Origin of the sequence: Bifidobacterium eulemuris, from assembly GCF_014898155.1 — a bacterium.
GTDB classification, from domain to species: Bacteria; Actinomycetota; Actinomycetes; order Actinomycetales; family Bifidobacteriaceae; genus Bifidobacterium; species Bifidobacterium eulemuris.
The window spans coordinates 609,044-628,005 of sequence record NZ_CP062938.1; the positions used below are offsets into that span (position 1 = coordinate 609,044).

Here is an 18,962-nt window from a genome sequence, read left to right on the forward strand (position 1 = left end):
CCGCGCAGTACTTACTGCAGGGGCTTGGCGTCCTTGATGGTCACGGAGATCTCACGGCCGTTGGGCGCCTGGTAGTTCACCGTGTCGCCGACCTTCGCGCCGTCGATGGCCTTGCCGATCGGGGATTCGGGGCTGATCACGTCGTAGTCGGTGGCCACGGTCAGGTCGCGCGAGCCCAGCACATAGGTCATCTCGCGGCCGGCGAGGTCGATCGTCACCACGGAACCGTTGCCCACGGTGCCGGCGGGCGGCGCCACCAGGATCTTCGAGTCGCGCAGCTTGACGGTCAGCTCGATGATGCGGCCCTCATTCTTGCTCTGCTCCTCACGCGCGGCATGATAGCCGCCGTTTTCGGACAGATCACCCTCGGCGCGCGCGGCGGCGATGCGTTCGGTGATCTCGTCGCGATACTCGCCCTCACGCCAGGTGAGTTCTTCCTTCATCTTGTCATATGCGTCCTGCGTCAGCAGGTAGACCTTATCCTCGGCCATATTCAACCCTCCTTAAGCCTGGGTGTTTGTTCAGCGGGTGGAGATGATGTCGATGACGAACACCAGCGTATCGCCGCCGCCGATGCCGGCCTGCGGCACACCACGCGAGCCGTAGCCGTATTCCGGCGGAATCGACACCACCAAGCGGGAACCGACGTTGTGGCCGGGCACGGTCTGGTCCCAGCCCTTGATGACCTGTCCCACGCCGATGCCGAAGCTGGCCGGCTGATGGCGGTCGAAGCTGGAATCGAAAGGATCGGTTTTGCCCCACACCACACCGTGGTAGTTCACGGTCACGGTGTCGCCACGGCGCACCATCGGGCCGTCGCCTTCCTCCAACTCCACAACCTTGAGACCCTTGGGGGCTTCGGCGGTCGGAAACTCGATCACCGGGGCGGTGCCGAATTCGGCGTTCACCACGGGCATGGTCGTATCTGCCATATCAATACCTCCTTGAAACACAATGCCAACCAGATTAGCACCACATGCCGTCGAGACCAATGGTTCCAGAAATCCTCCACCTTCGCTCAGGACGAAAGGCATGGAAGATTCCGTCGCAACGGCTACGCCCCATCGGAGGCGAACCGACGGTAGGTCGCTAGCATTCGACGACGTTGACGGCGAGGCCGCCTTTGGAGGTCTCCTTGTATTTCGCCATCATGTCCTCGCCGGTCTGCTTCATGGTGCGGATCGCCTGGTCGAGGGTGACGATGTGACTGCCGTCGCCGAGCATGGCCATGCGCACGGCGTTGATCGCCGTGTTCGACGCCATGGCATTGCGTTCGATGCAGGGGATCTGCACCAGTCCGCCCACCGGGTCGCAGGTCAGGCCCAGATTGTGTTCGATGCCGATTTCGGCCGCGTTCTCCACCTGGGCGGGGTTTCCTCCCATCACCGCCGCCAGACCGGCCGCAGCCATCGAACAGGCGACCCCCACCTCCCCCTGGCATCCGACCTCGGCGCCGGAGATCGAGGCGTTGCGCTTGAACAGGTACCCGATGGCACCCGCGGTGAGCAGAAAATCGGCCACGCCCTGTTCATTGGCGTTGTCGACGAAATGCCAGTAGTAGTGCAGCACCGCAGGGATGATGCCGGCCGCGCCGTTGGTCGGAGCGGTGACCACACGCCCTCCCCCGGCGTTCTCCTCGGAGACGGCGAGGGCGAATAGATTCACCCATGCCGCGTCGGAGGATTCCAGCACGGCGTCGGCGCGTCGGCGGTTGCGCGCGAGCACGTCGGCGTTCGAGGAGAGACGTTCGTACATCCTCGGCGCGCGACGGGGCACGTCGAGCCCGCCCGGCAGCAGCAGTTCGTCGGAGGTACAGCCGTGGTGCACGCAGTCGCGCATCACCTGCCAGATGCGTGCGATGCGTTCGCGCACCTCATGTTCGGTATATTGCGCGGTTTCGTTGGCCCATACGAGTTCGGCGATGCCGACCCGATGTTCGCGGCAGAGCGCCATCAACTCGTCGCAGGACGAGAAGGGGTAGGGCACGCCGTCCATATCGCTTTCGGGAACATTCGCATCGTCCACCGGCGCGGCATCGTGCGTGGATCGGTCGTGGATGCCGACCAGTGGATCGTCCGCATGTCCAAGGCGCACGAATCCGCCGCCGACGGAATACCACACCTGTTCGGACAGAGGCGTCATCGCCCCATCGTAGGCGACGAAACGCATGCCGTTGGGATGGGCGGCCAAGCGTTTCCACTGCTCGAACACCATATCCGCGTCGTAGTCGAAGGGAACGCGACGGCGCCCCGCAAGGTTCAACGTATGGTCGAGGGCCGAGGTTTCGCGGATGCGCAACATGTACGCCGTGTCGACGGAGTCGGGAACGTTGCCCTCCAGTCCCGCCATAACGGCGCGGTCGGTGCCGTGACCGATGCCGGTCAACGACAGCGAGCCGTACAAAGTGACCCGAACGTGTTCCACACGCTCCAACAGTCCGGCCGCGTCAAGCGATGCGGAGAACTCGCGGGCGGCGCGCATCGGCCCCACGGTATGCGAGGAACTGGGTCCCACTCCGATGGTGAACATATCGAGCACACTGAACATGGCTTCCTCGCTTTCATGCCATGCAGCGTACGGAATCAGTACAGCTGCCTGAACATGATCACCATAACAGCCAGTCCGGCCACGGCGAGCGCCGCTTCGGCCACGATCAGAGCGATGGCCGGCGTGCGTCGGACTGCGAGCTTCTCCCCCAGCATGCGCGCCAGGAAGAACGCCACCGCACCCAGCGCGCCGCTGTTCACCGTGACGGCGACGACCTGCCCATTGCTCAGCAGGGGCTGCGCGAGAGGCTCGAGCACGGAGTTGAGAGACGAGGTGAAGACGAATAATCCCCATACGCCATAGCCGATCAGTCCGACCGCCGCGTAGGCGAAGGGCTGGAGGGTGTCGCGCATGCGGTTGGTGAAGGCTTCCGAGCACCACAGCAACGCGAATCCGATGATGTAGGAGAACGCGACCGCGATGAAGCAGGCCATCAGCGCCCACGGCACCAAAGCCACGGATTGCGCCAGCAGATTGAAATACAGCGGAGAGCAGGCGATCTCGCCCACGCACAGCGTGGCGGCGACGATCGCCGCCTGCGCCAACATCGTCGGCATCGCGTCCTGTGAGGTTCTCTCCGTATCCATCCAGTTCGAGGGCATAATGCTCCATTCATCGCGGTCATGCAACTGCGTGGAACATTAGCGGCGATTTGCAACGACCATGTTTCCGCCGGATGGCGCGGCGGTGTCCGACCTTCCACAGGCCGTCATGCGAATGGCACCGCCAAACAAGCGATGCCATTGTTTCAGGTGCCCCCGGCGGGACTCGAACCCGCAAGCCAAAGGCGATGGATTTTAAGTCCACTGCGTCTACCGATTTCGCCACAGGGGCGTGGCGTCGGCGTTGATGCCGACTTGGATATTCTAGCGCGTTTTGAGCAGACGACGCCCGTAATCGAGCACAATGCCGTCGAGCAGGCCGTGTTCGCTGGCGATGAACGAATCGATCGGCGTGCCGTGATCCTCGGCGGCGGCCTGTCCGATGCGTGCCAGCACGCGGTTCCACACCAATGCGCCGCCGCCCACCACATCGATACGCCCCGGATGGATGGTTTTGTACCGACCGCGCTCCTCGCGGGTCATACCGAGGAATTTGTCGTCCACGGCGAAGGCCTCGTCGAAGCCGATGCGCTGCCCATCGACGGCCGAATGGTCGTATTCGGTCAATCCCATGGCCAGCGCGGTCATGGTGGTGACCGTGCCGGACACGCCGATGATGGTGCGGGCCTTGCCCGCGGGCACCGTACGGAACGCCTCGTCGATATGCTCGTCGATGTCGACGATGGCCGATGCGATCTGTTCGGCGGTGGGCGGGTCGTTTTTCAGATGACGCTCGGTCATGCGCACGGAGCCGATATCCATTGAGAACGCCGCCTGCACCTGCGTGTTGGGTGTGGACACGCCGTCGCCGCCGAGTACCAGTTCGGTGGAGCCGCCGCCCAGGTCGACCACCACATAGGGCGCTTCGAAGGCGCTGCGGTCGATCACGCTGGTGGCGCCGAGGAAGCTCAGGTCGGCCTCCTCCGTACCGGGGATGACCTCAGGGCGCACTCCGAGGATCGATTCCATGGCGGATTCGAATTCCTCGCGGTTCTCGGCGTCGCGTGTGGCCGACGTGGCCACGAACCGCAGTCCGTCGATTTCGTATTGGGCGAGGATGTCGGCGAACTCGCGCGCCGCCGCATAGGCGCGTTCCAACGCCTCATCCGCGAAGCGATGGGTTTTGTCGACGTCCTGGCCGAGGCGGATCACCCTCAGGACGCGAGGCACCACCTCCCGCATGCCCCGCGCGTCGACGCGAGCCACCTTCAATCGGATGGAATTCGTGCCGCAATCGATGCCCGCCACCAATACCGAATCCATAAGTATGCCGCCTTCTTTCCCATCTCGTTCGACATCCGTCGATACCCATATATGCTTCTCTTTTGCTCGATTGCCGAGCGCGGCCGATCGGTATGGCGACCGGTCGGCCCGTCTGACGCCTCGCCCTCTACTCCTCGGGAGCGCAGCGGCAGATCGTCGGCGAAAACTCCTGTGATACGCGCTCGAGCAGCAAGTCGCCGATCGGATTGGCGCCGGGGCCCATCACCAGGGTCTGCGCCATCAGCGCATGCAGACATTTGACGCGTACGGGCATGCCGCCCGCCGAAATACCTTCGATATGATCCTCGTCGTCCCCCAAACGGACGGCCAGTTCATGACGGAACGCCAGATATAGCTCGTGCGCGCGTTCGTAGGCGGCGCGGATCGTCTCATCCGAGGACAGCAGGTCGTTATATTCCTGCATGATGCCGTCCGCCTCCACATGCGAGGCGGCTTTGACGGCTTCAGGACCCGTCAGATAGCAGGTGGTCGGGAACGGAATGCCACCGGGCAGCAACGGTCGGGTGACGACGGCCAGCGGCCGGCCGCACACGCATCGGGCACCCACGCAGACCATACCGCGCGGATAGCGGCCCAGCTGCCGTTCCACGGTGGCGATGTCCTCGTCGCTCGCCGGCTCGGCCAGGCAGCGGTCGGCCAAGGCGGCCGCCAGCGTTTTGAGATCGCGGGTGTCGGATGCGGTCACAGTACTCCCCTTCGGTGTGGATGGATGTCTATTCGGTATCGGATGTCGCGTTCTGGCTATCGGTCGTCGTGCCGCCGGATGACGCGTCGTCCTTCGGCTCGTCCGCCTGCTCAAAGGAGTAGGCGAGCTCGCTGTACCATGGCAGGCTATTCTGTTCCGCGGAGGTGGAGGTCGACGTCGTGTCGTCCTCGTCGTCCGTATCACCGGTCACCGCCTCGGGATGCAGCACGCGCACCGCCTGCTCGCCGGGGAACACGAATCCCAATCGCTCGCGTGCCTGCGCGGTGACGTAGGCCTTGTCGTCCCAACGGGCGATATCGTCCTCCAGATCCTGCTTCTGCGCCAGCAGCGAGGACTCCTCGCGTTTGAGACCGTTGAGTTCGGCGAGATTCAGCGCATAGGTGTGGAAGGTGGATACCAGCTGGATGGTGCCCAACGCCACGATGAACAAGGAGACGAAGAAGGCGATGGGTCCCGCCCCACGATTGTTCCGGGCGGGTTTGCCTCCGGTGCTGCGCGTGCGGGTCGATTTGCTCATACGCATAAAATACCCGTCATACATGACGAACCGAACGTCCGCTCCGCACGTCATGCGCATGCTTCCAACCGGCCGGCCCGGCCCGGTATCGCACGCATAACGGAACGGGCGAGCGATCCGTCTAGGGATCCCTCGCCCGTTCGTTCGCTTACGCGGTTACGCTATGCGCACAACTCACTTGGCGATGTACTGCTTGCAGGCCTTGAAGGCGCTGTAGCCGGCGTACTTCGCGGTGGAGCCGAGCTCCTCCTCGATCTCGAGCAGGCGGTTGTACTTGGCGACGCGCTCGCCACGGGCCGGGGCACCGGTCTTGATCTGGCCGGTGTTCTTGGCGACGGCCAGGTCGGAGATGGTGGTGTCCGGGGTCTCGCCGGAACGGTGGGAGACCATGGAGGTGAAGCCGTTGGCGGTGGCCAGCTCGATGGCGTCGAGGGTTTCGGTCACGGTGCCGATCTGGTTGAGCTTGACGAGCAGGGAGTTCGCGGCACCCAGCTCGATGCCCTTGGCCAGACGCTTCGGGTTGGTCACGAGCAGGTCGTCGCCGACGAACTGCAGGCGATCGCCGAGGCGAGCGGTGATGGCCGCCCAGTCGTCCCAGCCTTCTTCCTGGAACGGATCCTCGATGGAGACGATCGGGTACTCGTTGACGAGGCCCTCGTAGAAGTCGAGCATGAAGGAGGCGTCGCGGTCGTCGCCCTCAAAGTGGTACTTGCCGGTCTCCTTGTTGTAGAACTCGGAGGAGGCGACGTCGAGGGAGATGCCGATCTGCTTGCCCGGCTCGTAGCCGGCGGCCGCGATGGCGTCCATGATGTAGTTCAGAGAGTCCTTGTTGGACTTCATCTTCGGAGCGAAGCCGCCCTCGTCGCCCAGACCGGTGGCCAGGCCTTCCTTCTTCAGGACGGACTTGAGGGTGTGGTACACCTCGACGCCGGCGCGCAGGGCCTCGGAGTAGGTCTCGAAGCCGTACGGGGAGATCATGTACTCCTGGATGTCGGTGGCGAAGTCGGCATGGGCGCCGCCGTTCATGATGTTCATGTTCGGCACCGGCAGGATGTGGCCGTTGGTGCCGCCGAGGTAACGGTACAGCGGCATCTCGGCGGATTCGGCCGAGGCATAGATGGCGGCGAGGGACACGCCGAGGATGGCGTTGGCGCCCAGACGGCCCTTGTTCGGGGTGCCGTCGAGCTCGATCATCAGATCGTCGAGGGCGCGCTGGTCGGAGGCGTCCATACCGATGATCTTCGGAGCGATCTCCTCGTTGACGGCCTTGACGGCGTCCAGGACACCCTTGCCCTTGTAGACGGCCTTGTCGCCATCGCGACGCTCCCAGGCCTCGGCCTCACCGGTGGAGGCGCCGGACGGGACCAGGCCCTTGCCCAGAGCGCCGTCTTCGGTCTCCAGATAGACCTCAACGGTCGGGTTGCCGCGGGAATCGAGAATCTGACGCGCGTACACGCTTTCAATTGCTGCCACAACTACTCCTTAAAACGGTTGTGTTTTGATGACAACCCTTAGCCTAGTGCGCTTTATGGACGTTGTGAACAACACGCCCGAAAAAGCATGTGAGCGCTCACAATACAATGGCCGCACCGGATATGCCCCTATGGCACACCCGATGCGGCCGCAATATGTCGCGAGACAACCGCAATCCCCGAAAGCTCCGTATGACGCAGGGCTCGGGCCGGACTCAGTCGCCGATGATCGCGCCGACGATGCCGGAGACGATCGCCATGACCAGAGAGCCGAGCACGGCCCACCAGAAACCGTCGATGGCGATGCCGAAGCCGAAGATCGACACCGACAGCCACGAGGCGAGCCGCATGAACAGCACGTTGATGATCAGCGACACCAGTCCCAGGCTCAGGATGGAGAACGGCAGCGCCAGCAGATGCACGATCGGTTTGATCGAGGCGTTGATCAGCGCCATGAACAGCGCGAATCCGCCCACGGCGAACAACGTGTTGTCGCCGATCGGCCGCATGCCGGGCAGCAGCCACACCATCACGCCGGCGGCGATCGTCAGAGTAATCCATTGCGCGATAAAACGTCCCATACCCACCATTCTTGCAGATGGCACGCCCCGACGTCCTCGTCCGCGCGGATGAGTCCCGCGGTGGACAAGGATATATCGGGGGCGGAGCAGGACGTCGTGCGGAGCAGGACGTCGGGCGGACGAGGGCCCGCGGCGGCGTCAGAAAAGGGATCCGCCGAGCGGCGAAGAGGGCGTGGGACGCTCGTCGAGGGCGGCCACGTCGGCCGGATCGGCGGCGTAGAAGCGGCGCAGGTCGGCCGTGAACTTGGCCAGGCTCGCTTCGGCGCTGTACAGCATGTGTCCGGCCGGATAGTAGGCGAACGCGATGTTGCCTCGCAGCGGCTTGGGCAGTCCCAGATGGTCGATGTCGTATTCGGTCTGCCCGAATGGCGTGCACAGGTCGTAGACGCCGTTGGCCACCAGCACCTTCAAAGTGTGTTGGTGCGTGATCGCGGCGGCGAGATCGGGCACGACGTTCGGGAACGGGATGTTCGACCCCCATGAGGATTTCGTCATGGCCGGCTGCTTGTGCCACCAGACCCACCCCTTGCCGGGCTCCGTGGCGTCCCAGTCGAAGTCGGCGAATCCCCGGCGTTCCGCCTCGCCGTCCCAGCCGAGCTCGTCGCGCAGGTAGGCGTTGGCGAGGCTGGAATAGGCGGGGTCGAGGAAGGCGTCGTCCACCACGAAGGTCTCCTCGTCGTTCATGCGGTCGAGGTCGTAACCGGCCACGCGGCCGTCATAACGGCCCACGATGCGGTCCTCGCCGCGCAGCAGCGTCTTGCGGAAGCGCATGTCGACCACACGCAGATCGGAGTCGGCGACATAGCGCGGGTCCAGGCCGGTCAATTCGCCGTAGCGCTCCGCCACGCGCCGTTTCTCCTCCTCGTCCAGCGAGGCGCCGGCGGCCAGGGCGAGACGCAAAGGTCCGTTCGCGAACGCGCGGGCCTGCCGCAGATGGTCGGCGAGTTCGACGCCCTCGCCGGCGCGCCCGTGGTAGTGGGCCACCGCGGCGTAGGTCGGGAAGTATCCGACGTAGAACTGGTCGGAGGTGTCGAGCGTGAACGCGTAGTCGAGGATGTTGGAGACGAGCACCAGACCGTTGAGCGCGACGCCGTCCTGCTGCAGACGGTAGGCGAGCGCCGCGCCGCGCGTGGTGCCGTAGGATTCGCCGAGCACATACTTGGGGGAATTCCAACGACGGTGTTTGCTCAGGTATTGGCGGATGAACGCGCTGAAGCCCGCCACGTCGCCGTCCACGCTCCACAGTTCGGGCTTGGCCGTCTCGAGGATGGCGGAGAAGCCCGCGCCGGCCGCGTCGATGAACACGAGGTCGGAGTCGGGCAGCAGCGTGTGCGCGTTGTCCGCGAGCGCATAGGGCGCCGCGGGCACGGGGGCCGCGTCGGGCACGTCGATGCGTTTGGGGGCGATGGAGCCCATAAGCAGGAACGTCGTGGATGAGCCGGGACCGCCGTTGAAGATGAACGTCACCGGGCGGCGAGGGTCGATCGCGCCGGTTTCGGGGTCCACGGCGTTGAACGCCGCGTAGAAGATGCTGGCGGCGGGTTTGACCTTCGCCGTGTCGATGTTCAACGTGCCGAGGGTCGCGTCGTACGTCCATTCGCGTCCGTCGAGCGTGATCGTATGGCGGGTGGTGATCTCGCGCGGATCGGGCAGTCGGCCCCGGTTGGCACCGTCGCCCGCAGGTGCGGATTCCTGGGCGTTCACGGTGTTCTTGTCGTCGGTCATCGGCGTCTCGCCTCCTCGTCGTTTGGATCCTGGACATCCCGTCTTCGGGAATCCGCCTTGGTTCTCCAACCATAACGCGTGCCGTGGCTCGCGTTATCCGCGACATGCGCAGCGGATGGCGCGAGCCGAAAGGAATATCACCGACACACGCCTATGCCGGCGTCACCTCGACGAGTTCCGGGGCGCGATGTGTGGAGAAACGGAACATCAGCGCGGCGAGCACGACACCGGCCAACCCGACGCCCAGCAGTACCGTCATGCTGGAGGGGAAGGCGTGCAGATACGCTTCGGACTGGCTCATGCCTTGGGCCATATTGGCCGCGCTGGCCTCGGTGATCAACGTGCTGGCGACCGCCGTGCCGATCGCGCCGGCCAGCTGCTGGATGGTGTTCATCGCGGCCGAACCGTCGGCGTTCATGCGGGCGGGCAGCTGGTTGAGCGCATGCGTCTGGTCGGGCACGAGCACGAAGCCCGATGCGGCCATGAACAGGGCGTAGGAGACGGCCACCACCCATTCGGTCTGTCCGCCGAACGCCATCATCACCGCGTCCATCGCGCTTACGCCAAGAAAGCCGCAGATGATGAATTTGGGTGGGAAGTGGTTCTTCAGCGCGCTGCCGATCAACGGCGCGGAGACGGCGCCGATAACCGCTCCCGGCAGCAGGATCAGCGCCGCGAGCATACTGGTCTGTCCGAAGCCGCGCTGCAGCAGAATCGGCAGCATGAAGTTCAGACCGAGCACGCCGCCTGAGCTCATGATGAGGATGAGCATGCCGAGGCTGAAGCCCGGATAGGAGAACACGCGCACTTCGATAAGCGGATGCTCCATCTTGAGCTGCGCCACGGCGAACAGGGCGAGAAGAACGACGCTGACCGCCAGGGTGGCCCAGAAACGCCAGTCGCCGTTCCATTCGCTGTAGAAGCTCACCGCCACGATGAGTCCGGACAGGCCGAGGGCGACCACCAGCAGCGAAGGAACGGAGATGTACCCCTGCTCCCCCTTGCGGATGTCGGGCACGGTGGCGACGCCGAGCGCGAAGGAGAGCACGAGGAACGGAAGCATCGCGTAGAAGATCCAATGCCAGTCGAGGTATTCCATCACCACGCCGCCGTACACGGGGCCGATGGCGGGGGCCGCGCAGGTGACGAGGCTGACGAGGCCGAGCATCATGCCGCGTTGTTCAAGAGGCGCCTTCTCGAGGATGATGTTGGTCAGCAGCGGCAGCGAGATGCCGGTTCCCAACGCCATGACCAGTCTGGCGGCGAGCAGCATCGGGAAGCTCGCCGCCACCGCGCCGAGCAGGGTGCCCGCGGTGAAAATGGCCACCGCCGTGACGAACAGCGTTTTGGTCGAGAAGGTGCGCACGAGGAACGGCGAGGTGGGGATCGACACCGACAGCAGCAGCAGGTAGCCGGTGGTGAGCCACTGCACGACGGATGCGGAGATGGAGAATTCGGTCATCAGCGTCGAATACGCGATGTTGAGGCTGGTCTCCGAGAGGATGCCGAGGAACGTGAGGATCGCGAGCGCGACCACCACGACGACGAGTTTGCTTTCGACGGCCCGTTTGCCGCCGTTGGGAGTGGGTTGGACGGAGCCGTCCGTTCGGTTGGTTGTCATAGTGATAGATGAAGCCCTTTATGTTCGATGTGATTGCGATGGGTCGGGTCGGCGCTTGCGTGCGCCGACCGGTATGCCGGATACGTGGGCCTGTCTGGCCGTCGCGCGGCATGCGGAATCGCTTTAGTCGAACAGGTCCGACATGGGGACCAGTTGGCGGGGGTTCTTGCTGTTCATCGGTTCCCTACTGTACGCACCCGCCCGAATATCGACGACACGCGCCGTCTTCGCCTAACACGAAGGCGTGTTTTATCGTGACGCATACAAGTGTTATTGACAAACGATAAATTTGCGAGCATACTGGATTTATCGACAAACGATAACACCATCATCGTCGATGGACACCTTACCGAGGAGGCCATCATGGCCAACGAACCGCGCACAACCGTAAAGCCCGACGGAACGACGGCACGCCTGCGTGCGTTCAACCGCATCGCATGGGTCATCGCCGTCATCGCACAGATGCTGATGTGGATCGCGGCCGCGACGACCGCGGCGATCGGCGTCATACTCATCGTCGCCGCGGCGAAACCAGACGGACCTTTCACCGTCTCCGCCGACGGCGACGCCGTTCAGACCGGATTCGACGGCTCCGACTTCCATCTCTCCATCCACCCGACCGTTCTGGACACGACGTTCAACGCCGTCCAAAGCGAGCGATCCATCGAATGGTTGAATCTCGCGCTGGCCTTGACCGCGGCCATCGCCATCTACACGCTGTTCGCGCTTACCTTGCGCGAGGTCGCGGGCATGTGCCGAGACCTGAGCGGTTGGGCCGAAAACCGCCCGGAAGGCACGCCGTTCATCGCCTCCATCACACAACGGCTCCGGCGCGCGGGATGGTTCATGATCGCGGCCCCGCTGGCCACATTCATCCTTGGCGCGACCGCCATCCTCGTCACCGACCGCGGCGCCAGCGTCTCCGTCGGATCCAATGCGATATGCGTGATGGTCGGATTCATCCTGCTGACGTTGGCGCATGCGTTCGACTATGGGTTCCAGTTGCAGACGGAAGTGGACGGGCTGCTATGAGCGGGTCTCGTGAACCCGGAGCGGCGACCGCTCGCGACTCCGCGCAATCCCCCGGCATCGCGAGCGACGCCGCAGACGCCGGAAACGCGACCGGCCGCATCGTCCTGCGGCTCGACCGGATGATGGTCGAGCGTGGCCGGTCGTTGAACTGGTTGGCCGAGCAGGTGGGCATCACGAACGTGAACCTCTCGAAGATCAAAAACAACCGGGTCAGTGCGATCCGCTTCTCCACGCTTGCCGCGATCTGCGAGGCCTTGGACTGTCAGCCCGGCGACATCCTCGAATACGAGCGCGACTGATGCACCCACGCCGCCCCTCGCGCAGGTAACGCACACGCGGTTTCGTCGGCGGCACGCGCTCACGCCGCCGGCGTCGCCATGCCGGCCGAGCCGCCCATCGCCTCGACAAGCCGGCCGAACACCATGTCGCCGTCCCCCACCGATTCCATGACGGACAGCAGACGTTCGGTCATATCCCGCGGACTGGACGGCATCTCGTTGCTCACCCATTTGAACACCACGGCGGACACGCCGCCCAGCTGGTACATCAGCATGTCGCTGCCGAAGCTGTCGGAGGCTTTCGACAGGTCCTTCGGGAACGACTCCATCCCCGCGACCGCGTCGAGCAGGGCGTCCTGCAACGCCAGCATCATCGTGCCCCTCGGCACCGAAGCGACCAACGCGATCACGTCGTCCTTATGCGCGTACAGCGTCTCGAACACCAATTCGACGGCGCGGCGACGGCCGAGCCCTTCGCGTTCGCGCACGAACGCGGCGCGATAGTCGGCGAAGATCATGGAGAGGTAGCGGCTGACGACGGCGTCCTTCGATTCGAAATTCCTATAGAAGCTCTGCCGCGACACGTCGGCCTCGCGGGTCAGGTCGCTCACGCTGATCGACGCGTACGGCACGGTCCTCAGCAGTTTCAACAACGCCTGGGTGATCCAACGGCGGGTCCTCTCCGACTGCTTGTTGACGCGATGTTCCATAGCTCCTCATTTCTCATGGACGGCTTCATCGTACACGATGTCCGGGTCAAGTGTATTATCTGTTACAGCTGTAACACCTGCTACATATGTATCCTATCGTGGAAAGAAGTGACATGCATACGATTCTGCAGATCTACAAGCGCGATCTGCGCCGGCTGATCACCCAGCCACTGACGCTTGTTCTGGCGTTGGCGCTGGGCGTGGTCGGCGGCGCATACGGCTGGATATGCATCGTGGTCAACCACGACCCCTACGGCAACACCGGCAATCTCAAGGTCGCCGTGTCCAGCGAGGACACCGGCGCCGAGATCTCGGGCATGGGCGAGCTCAATCTGGGCAGCCAGCTCATCGAATCGCTCGAGACGAACGACAATATGGACTGGCAGTTCGTCGACGCCGACACCGCCGTCGAAGGCGTGGAATCCGGCGAATACTACGCCGCGCTCGTATTCCCCGAGGACTTCAGCGCCAATATCGCCAGCCTGCTGACCTCCGACGCCAAGCCCTCGCAGATCGAGTACTACGTCAACGAAAAGGTCAACGCGGCCTCGCCACGCATCACCGACAGCGTGGCCTCCACCTTGGAGCAGACCATCAACGAGCAGTTCGCATCGCAGATCAGCGGCGTGGTCGCCGAACTCATCGCCAACCTCTCCGACCAGACCACCGACGCGATCGACCAGTCGCAACAGGACGGACTCGCGCAGGTGGATGACGCCACGGCCAAACTGCAATCCGCGATCGACGGACTGGACGAGGCGTCCGACTCGCTGGGCTCGGCGCGGGAACAGGTCTCCAACGCGAAAACCTCACTATCCGATCTGACCGACGCCATCGACTCCAGCCAGAGCAAGCTGTCGGCGTCCACCACCCAGCTCGGCCAGCTGCGTACGACCTCCAGCTCCACGCTCTCCTCCCTCTCCTCGACCGCGGCCCAAGGCGGCGTGCTGCTGGGTCAGGCGGCGGGCGGACTCGGTCTGGCCGCGGGACAGGCGAACGCGGGACTCCAGCAGGCGAGCGGACAGTTGGACGCGGTGATCGAAAGCGCGCAGAACGTGTCCGACGACTATACGGCCCTGCTCACCGCGATCAAACAGTCGTCCGCCGCAGGCAACGACACCGTCTCCAAGCTCATCACCAAACTCGAACAACAGAACGCGGACTATCAGCAGGCGATCGACTCGCTGCGGACCGTCAGCGGCGATATTTCCACCACCTCCAGTGCGGTGAGCGGCGCCGTATCCACCGGCACGTCGGCGATTCAATCGGGAATCGACTCCGCGTCCGACGCCAGCCAGACGATCGGATCCACCGCGATCCCCCAACTGTACGCCGGACTGGACTCCTACGCACAGATGTCCACCGAACTCGCCGTGGCGCTCGGCTCGCTGCAGCAGGTCGGCGAGCAGGGCGAGGCGACGCTCGACCAGCTCGATTCCACACTGGCGTCCGTCTCCTCCACACTGACCGCCACCGCGCAGTCGCTGGGCGACGCCCAAAGCGATCTGAGCGCCGCCTCGACCGACCTGCACGCGCTGCGAAGCTCGGAAGTATACGCCCAGCTCGAAGCGCTTTCCGGCCTGGACGCCGACGCGCTCGCCGACTTCGTCGCCTCCCCCGCCACGCTTGAGACCACGACGTTCTACGCCGTGGAGGACTACGGCTCGTCGGTGGCGCCGATGTACACCAATCTGGCGTTGTGGGTGGGCGCGTTCGCCACCGTGCTGATCTTCCGCGTGGAACCCGACGACGAAGGCGTCGACTCCATGACCGTCACCACGGGCTTCCTGGGACGCTGGCTGTTCTTCGCCACCGTCGCGCTGCTGCAGTCGGTGATCATCGCCGCCGGCGACCTCGTCATCGGCGTGCAGACCACCACCGCGCTGGGGCTGTTCGCCACATGCGCGCTGATATCGGTTTCGTATGTGAGCATCATCTACGCGCTGACCGCCGCGTTCACGCATATCGGGCGCGGACTGTGCGTGCTGCTGCTGGTGCTGCAGATCTCCGGCTCCTCCGGCATGTATCCGATCGAGATGATGCCCGAATTCTTCCAGCGGATCTACCATGTGCTGCCTTTCACCTACGGCATCAAAGCCATACGCGAGATCGTCGGAGGAATGTACGGCATGAATTACGTGAAGGCGATCGCGCCCATGGCCGCCATAGCCGCGGTGGTGATGGCGCTGGTGGTCGCGCTGCGGCCGTGGACGAACCATCTGACCGAATACTTCAACCGGGAGATGCTCGCCACGGGACTCATCGTGGGCGAGGAGTTCTCCGTGGCCGGGCGCGGCGAGCATCGCACGATCCGCATATTGGTCGGCACGCTCGCCGAGCGGCAGGAGCACCAGCGCAGGCTGCGCGAACGGCACCAGCGCTATATGGACCGCTATCCCAAGATGCGCCGCGCCGCCATCGTGGCGGGCGTGGTGGTGCCGGCGATCCTGGCCGTGTTCTCGGTGACCAGCGAGGAGAAGGTGGTCATGCTGTCGCTGTGGGTGGCATGGATGCTGGTCATCATGCTCGGCTTCGTCGCGCTCGAGTATTTCCACGGCAAGTTCGAACGCCTGCTGCGCGAGGAGAACGATATGGAGACGACGGCCGAACTGGGCCTCGCCTGGACGGAAGGACAGTGATATGAGGACGATCTGGAACATCATCGCCACCGACGTGCGCGCCCTGTGCTCGCGCACCGCCAGCGTGCTGTTCATCATCGCGCTGTGCGTGCTGCCTTCGGCGTACAGCTGGTACAACATCATCGCCTGCTGGGATCCGTACGGCAACACCGGCAATCTCAAAGTGGCGGTGTCCAGCGACGACGAGGGCTACGACGGCGAACTGACGCCGATGATCATCTCCATCGGAGACAACATCATCTCCTCGCTGCGCGGCAACGACGATTTCGACTGGCAGTTCGTCAGCACGGACGACGCCATCGAAGGCGTGAAATCCGGCGACTACTACGCGGCGATCGTCATTCCCGAAAGCTTCAGCGTGGACATGATGACCATGTTCTCCGACGACGCCACCCACGCCGCGCTGAACTATTACGTCAACGAGAAGGAGAATCCGCTCGCGCCGACCATCACCGATTCGGGGGCGAGCAGCGTGCAGACGCAGATCAACGACACCTTCGAAACGACCGTCGCCGACACCGCTTTCTCCCTGATCTCGTCGCTGTCCGACTACGCCGACAAAGACAGCACACGCAACGCCATCGCCTCCATCAGCGACGGCATGTCGAGCACGGCCGCGGATCTTCGGCAAAGCGGCGAAACGCTGGGCACCTACGCCGATGCCGTGCGGTCCGCGAAGGCGCTGATCGAGTCGTCCGAGGATCTTCTTGGATCCACCGGCACGGCGTTGTCCGAGGCGAAGGACGCCATGAACACCGCGGGCGACGGGTCGGCCTCGCTGCAGGATTCGCTGGAATCGGCCAGTTCCGCGATCTCGACCGCCATCGCCGGCAGCGCGGAAGGCTATCAGTCGGCCGCAAGCAGCGTGGAGACGGCCTACGCGACCATCGATGAGAGCATGGCGGACGCCGCGCAGCTGTTGCGCGACCAGGCCAGCGCCGTCGACGAACAGATCAGCGCCTACCAGCAGATGCGCGACACGCTCGCCGGACTATCCGACTTGGACGACGCGACATTGCAATCGCTGCTGGGCAGGTTCGACGACGCCATCGCACGTCAGCAGTCGCTGAGCGATTCGCTGAACAGTGCGGCCGACAGCGTCGAGACGCGGCGAGAAGACGCGTCGGCCAACAAGGACGAGGTCGAAACCCTGCTCCAGCAGGCGACCGACAGCATCACCGCGCTGCAAAACGAATACGACGACACCGCCAAAAGCGCGATCGACTCGATGTCCGCTGACCTGTCGTCCGCCATCGCGAAAGGACTGTCCGCCTCGTCGAATCTCGACGCGCTCGACTCGCTGTCCGGCGCGACCGGCGACATGACCACGAAACTCGATGAGATCGAGGCCACGATCAGCGAGGCCCAAGCCAAGCTCGGCACCGCGGCCACCGAGCTCGAACAGCACAGCCAGGACATCGATGACGCCTTGTCCAGCGGAGACGCCGACACGCTGCGCGAGGTCATCGGCACGGATGCCAGCGTGCTCGCCAGCGCGTTGGTGACGCCGGTGTCTCTGGACCGGCACGCCATCTTCGCGTCCGAGAACTTCGGCTCGTCGATGACCCCGTTCTACGCGGTGCTCGCCATCTGGGTGGGCGCGTTCCTGTCGACCAGCGCGATACGCATGTCGCTCACCGAGGAACGTATGGAGGAGCTGAAGCGCCGACGCCATGGCAAGCCGGTTCCCTCGCCGCTGCTGTTCCTTGGCCGATACGGCGTGTTCATGCTGATCTCGCTGGCCCAGACGCTGATGGCGTGCGCGGGCATCATCTGGTTCCTCAAGGCCCAATGCGAGCATCCGGCGCTGCTGCTGCTCGGCGGGGCGGCGACCTCGATCCTGTTCTCCGCCATCACCTACACGTTGGTCGCCATTTTCGGCAATATCGGCAAGTTCTTTGGCGTGCTGCTGCTGATCCTGCAGCTCAACGGCAGCAGCGGTTCGATGCCCGTCGAGCTGATGCCGCAGTGGGTGCAGGCGGCGTATCCCTATCTGCCCATCACGCACGCCATCCGCCTGTTCCGTTCGGCGATGTTCGGCATCTACGACAACGACTACTGGAAGGAGCTCGGCATACTGCTCGCGGTCGCGGCGCTCGTGCTGGCGGTGGGCGTGCTGTTCAGCGCGTTCGGCAGGAAGCTCTCCGAAGGTATGGAACGCATGATGAAAGGCAACGCGCTGTTGGCCATCTAGGCACGGGCGGGCCGAGACGAAACAAGCGAAAGGCGGGCCGACGGCCGCCCGAGAGGTGTCCCTCGGACGGCCGTCGGCCCGCCTTCGATATGGCGCTATGCGTCACTTGAGATTGGTGGAGAAGAACTCCTCGATCTGGTCGAAGGGGATGCGATCGGTGCGGTCGTACAGGTCGATGTGTTCGGCGTCGTCGACCACGACCATGCGCTTCGGCTCCTTGGCGGCGGCGAAGGCGTTCTCGCTGAAGAAGCGGGAGTGGGCGCGGTCGCCGACGATGAACATGATCGGACGCGGCGAGATCTCGTCGATGAAGTCGAGCAGACGGAAGTTGAGGAACGCCATGTCGCTGGTGGTGGTGAAGCCGCCACGCGCACGCGGGTGGAAGCCGCGCTTCAACGCGTAGAAGCGGAACCATTCGGCGGTGGGCTCCTCCAGTTCGGCCGGCACCTCGTCAAGCGGCTGGTCGGGGAAGTAGGGATTGTATTCGGGATAGCCGTTTTCGGCGTCCACCCAACGCTGACGGGCCAGCTGCTCCTTGCGTTCGGCGATGGCCTGCGCGTCCAATCCCAAACGCGCGGCGGCGGTCATGTCATACATGGAGGCGGTGGCGACGGCCTTGATGCGCGGGTCCATCTGCGCGGCGGACAGGGCGAAGCCGCCCGAACCGCAGATGCCGATCACGCCGATGCGCTCGCGGTCCACGAAGTCCTGCAATCCCAGATAGTCGACGCCGGCGCTGAAGTTCTCGGTGAACAGATCGGGAGACGAGACGTGGCGCGGCTCGCCCGAGGACTCGCCCATATGGCAGGGGTCGAAGGTGAGTACCACGAAGCCGCGCTGGGCAAGCTCGTTCGCGTAGACGCAAGGCCCCTGCTCCTTGACGCCGCCGTAGGGCGCGCCGACGATGATCGCCGGCAGTTTGGCGGAGCGGTCGGCGTCCTTGGCGACGTACAGGTCGCCGGCGAGCGTGTATCCATAACGGTTGGGATAGGCGACATGCGTGCGCTCCACGGCGTCGCTCAACGGTGCGATGTAATACTCTTCAGCCATTGCA

Annotated in this window: 17 protein-coding genes and 1 tRNA gene; 4 read left to right on the plus strand and 14 right to left on the minus strand. The window is 64.2% G+C overall.

Annotation, left to right across the window (positions count from 1 at the left end):
* Positions 1-11 precede the first annotated feature (11 nt).
* The 12 genes from BE0216_RS02750 to BE0216_RS02805 all read right to left on the minus strand — a co-directional run bounded on the left by BE0216_RS02750 (position 12) and on the right by BE0216_RS02805 (position 11,055).
* The gene (locus BE0216_RS02750; RefSeq protein ID WP_094636067.1) at positions 12-491 is read right to left on the minus strand and encodes a GreA/GreB family elongation factor; all 480 of its coding nucleotides are present in this window, start codon (positions 489-491) and stop codon (positions 12-14) included.
* 30 nt (positions 492-521) lie between these two features.
* Positions 522-932 carry an FKBP-type peptidyl-prolyl cis-trans isomerase gene (locus BE0216_RS02755; protein WP_072724002.1) on the minus strand — a complete coding sequence of 137 codons (411 nt, stop codon included), beginning with the start codon at positions 930-932 and terminating at the stop codon, positions 522-524.
* 157 nt (positions 933-1,089) lie between these two features.
* On the minus strand, positions 1,090-2,547 hold the full coding sequence (locus BE0216_RS02760; RefSeq protein ID WP_094636066.1) for an L-serine ammonia-lyase: 1,458 nt from the start codon (positions 2,545-2,547) through the stop codon (positions 1,090-1,092).
* A gap of 35 nt (positions 2,548-2,582) precedes the next feature.
* Entirely contained in the window at positions 2,583-3,149 is a 567-nt protein-coding gene (locus tag BE0216_RS02765) for a cadmium transporter (RefSeq protein ID WP_094636065.1), read from the minus strand.
* Between the two features lie 151 nt (positions 3,150-3,300).
* A tRNA-Leu gene (locus BE0216_RS02770) sits at positions 3,301-3,381 on the minus strand.
* A gap of 32 nt (positions 3,382-3,413) precedes the next feature.
* Positions 3,414-4,412 (minus strand): Ppx/GppA phosphatase family protein, encoded by a 999-nt coding sequence (locus BE0216_RS02775; RefSeq protein WP_094636064.1) that lies wholly within the window; start codon positions 4,410-4,412, stop codon positions 3,414-3,416.
* Between the two features lie 127 nt (positions 4,413-4,539).
* Positions 4,540-5,118 carry a DUF501 domain-containing protein gene (locus tag BE0216_RS02780; protein WP_404801802.1) on the minus strand — a complete coding sequence of 193 codons (579 nt, stop codon included), beginning with the start codon at positions 5,116-5,118 and terminating at the stop codon, positions 4,540-4,542.
* Between the two features lie 28 nt (positions 5,119-5,146).
* A complete protein-coding gene (locus tag BE0216_RS02785) occupies positions 5,147-5,656 on the minus strand; it encodes an FtsB family cell division protein (RefSeq protein WP_094636425.1) in 510 nt (169 codons plus the stop codon).
* A gap of 174 nt (positions 5,657-5,830) precedes the next feature.
* Positions 5,831-7,129 (minus strand): phosphopyruvate hydratase, encoded by a 1,299-nt coding sequence (gene eno / locus BE0216_RS02790; RefSeq protein WP_072723988.1) that lies wholly within the window; start codon positions 7,127-7,129, stop codon positions 5,831-5,833.
* Positions 7,130-7,343: 214 nt separating this feature from the next.
* Positions 7,344-7,709, minus strand: a complete 366-nt coding sequence (locus BE0216_RS02795; RefSeq protein WP_094636063.1) for a phage holin family protein — start codon at positions 7,707-7,709, stop codon at positions 7,344-7,346.
* 138 nt (positions 7,710-7,847) lie between these two features.
* Positions 7,848-9,434, minus strand: a complete 1,587-nt coding sequence (locus BE0216_RS02800; RefSeq protein WP_094636062.1) for a S10 family peptidase — start codon at positions 9,432-9,434, stop codon at positions 7,848-7,850.
* Between the two features lie 151 nt (positions 9,435-9,585).
* Complete coding sequence (locus tag BE0216_RS02805; RefSeq protein ID WP_094636061.1) at positions 9,586-11,055, minus strand: DHA2 family efflux MFS transporter permease subunit; 1,470 nt, start codon at positions 11,053-11,055, stop codon at positions 9,586-9,588.
* 363 nt (positions 11,056-11,418) lie between these two features.
* On the opposite strand from BE0216_RS02805, the gene BE0216_RS02810 reads away from it, so the two are divergent.
* Entirely contained in the window at positions 11,419-12,087 is a 669-nt protein-coding gene (locus BE0216_RS02810) for a hypothetical protein (protein ID WP_094636060.1), read from the plus strand.
* Between the two features lie 119 nt (positions 12,088-12,206).
* Complete coding sequence (locus tag BE0216_RS11945; RefSeq protein WP_226805808.1) at positions 12,207-12,386, plus strand: helix-turn-helix domain-containing protein; 180 nt, start codon at positions 12,207-12,209, stop codon at positions 12,384-12,386.
* Between the two features lie 59 nt (positions 12,387-12,445).
* Here BE0216_RS11945 and BE0216_RS02820 read toward each other — a convergent pair whose 3' ends face one another.
* Positions 12,446-13,075, minus strand: a complete 630-nt coding sequence (locus BE0216_RS02820; protein ID WP_094636058.1) for a TetR/AcrR family transcriptional regulator — start codon at positions 13,073-13,075, stop codon at positions 12,446-12,448.
* Positions 13,076-13,188: 113 nt separating this feature from the next.
* On the opposite strand from BE0216_RS02820, the gene BE0216_RS02825 reads away from it, so the two are divergent.
* Both BE0216_RS02825 and BE0216_RS02830 read left to right on the plus strand, forming a co-directional pair.
* Positions 13,189-15,714: a YhgE/Pip domain-containing protein gene (locus tag BE0216_RS02825; RefSeq protein ID WP_158217168.1), complete on the plus strand. Its 2,526-nt coding sequence runs from the start codon at positions 13,189-13,191 to the stop codon at positions 15,712-15,714.
* Position 15,715: 1 nt separating this feature from the next.
* Complete coding sequence (locus BE0216_RS02830; RefSeq protein WP_094636056.1) at positions 15,716-17,908, plus strand: YhgE/Pip domain-containing protein; 2,193 nt, start codon at positions 15,716-15,718, stop codon at positions 17,906-17,908.
* Positions 17,909-18,010: 102 nt separating this feature from the next.
* Here the strand turns inward: BE0216_RS02830 and BE0216_RS02835 are convergent, their stop codons facing one another.
* Complete coding sequence (locus BE0216_RS02835) at positions 18,011-18,958, minus strand: alpha/beta hydrolase (RefSeq protein WP_094636055.1); 948 nt, start codon at positions 18,956-18,958, stop codon at positions 18,011-18,013.
* Positions 18,959-18,962: the final 4 nt, after the last annotated feature.

What these genes read in the sequence shown, in the direction of transcription:
- BE0216_RS02750 (WP_094636067.1), bottom strand. Translation starts at nt 491, where the DNA reads ATGGCCGAGGATAAGGTCTACCTGCTGACGCAGGACGCATATGACAAG.
- BE0216_RS02755 (WP_072724002.1), bottom strand. Translation starts at nt 932, where the DNA reads ATGGCAGATACGACCATGCCCGTGGTGAACGCCGAATTCGGCACCGCC.
- BE0216_RS02760 (WP_094636066.1), bottom strand. Translation starts at nt 2,547, where the DNA reads ATGTTCAGTGTGCTCGATATGTTCACCATCGGAGTGGGACCCAGTTCC.
- BE0216_RS02765 (WP_094636065.1), bottom strand. Translation starts at nt 3,149, where the DNA reads ATGCCCTCGAACTGGATGGATACGGAGAGAACCTCACAGGACGCGATG.
- BE0216_RS02775 (WP_094636064.1), bottom strand. Translation starts at nt 4,412, where the DNA reads ATGGATTCGGTATTGGTGGCGGGCATCGATTGCGGCACGAATTCCATC.
- BE0216_RS02785 (WP_094636425.1), bottom strand. Translation starts at nt 5,656, where the DNA reads ATGAGCAAATCGACCCGCACGCGCAGCACCGGAGGCAAACCCGCCCGG.
- BE0216_RS02795 (WP_094636063.1), bottom strand. Translation starts at nt 7,709, where the DNA reads ATGGGACGTTTTATCGCGCAATGGATTACTCTGACGATCGCCGCCGGC.
- BE0216_RS02800 (WP_094636062.1), bottom strand. Translation starts at nt 9,434, where the DNA reads ATGACCGACGACAAGAACACCGTGAACGCCCAGGAATCCGCACCTGCG.
- BE0216_RS02805 (WP_094636061.1), bottom strand. Translation starts at nt 11,055, where the DNA reads ATGACAACCAACCGAACGGACGGCTCCGTCCAACCCACTCCCAACGGC.
- BE0216_RS02810 (WP_094636060.1), top strand. Translation starts at nt 11,419, where the DNA reads ATGGCCAACGAACCGCGCACAACCGTAAAGCCCGACGGAACGACGGCA.
- BE0216_RS11945 (WP_226805808.1), top strand. Translation starts at nt 12,207, where the DNA reads ATGATGGTCGAGCGTGGCCGGTCGTTGAACTGGTTGGCCGAGCAGGTG.
- BE0216_RS02820 (WP_094636058.1), bottom strand. Translation starts at nt 13,075, where the DNA reads ATGGAACATCGCGTCAACAAGCAGTCGGAGAGGACCCGCCGTTGGATC.
- BE0216_RS02825 (WP_158217168.1), top strand. Translation starts at nt 13,189, where the DNA reads ATGCATACGATTCTGCAGATCTACAAGCGCGATCTGCGCCGGCTGATC.
- BE0216_RS02830 (WP_094636056.1), top strand. Translation starts at nt 15,716, where the DNA reads ATGAGGACGATCTGGAACATCATCGCCACCGACGTGCGCGCCCTGTGC.
- BE0216_RS02835 (WP_094636055.1), bottom strand. Translation starts at nt 18,958, where the DNA reads ATGGCTGAAGAGTATTACATCGCACCGTTGAGCGACGCCGTGGAGCGC.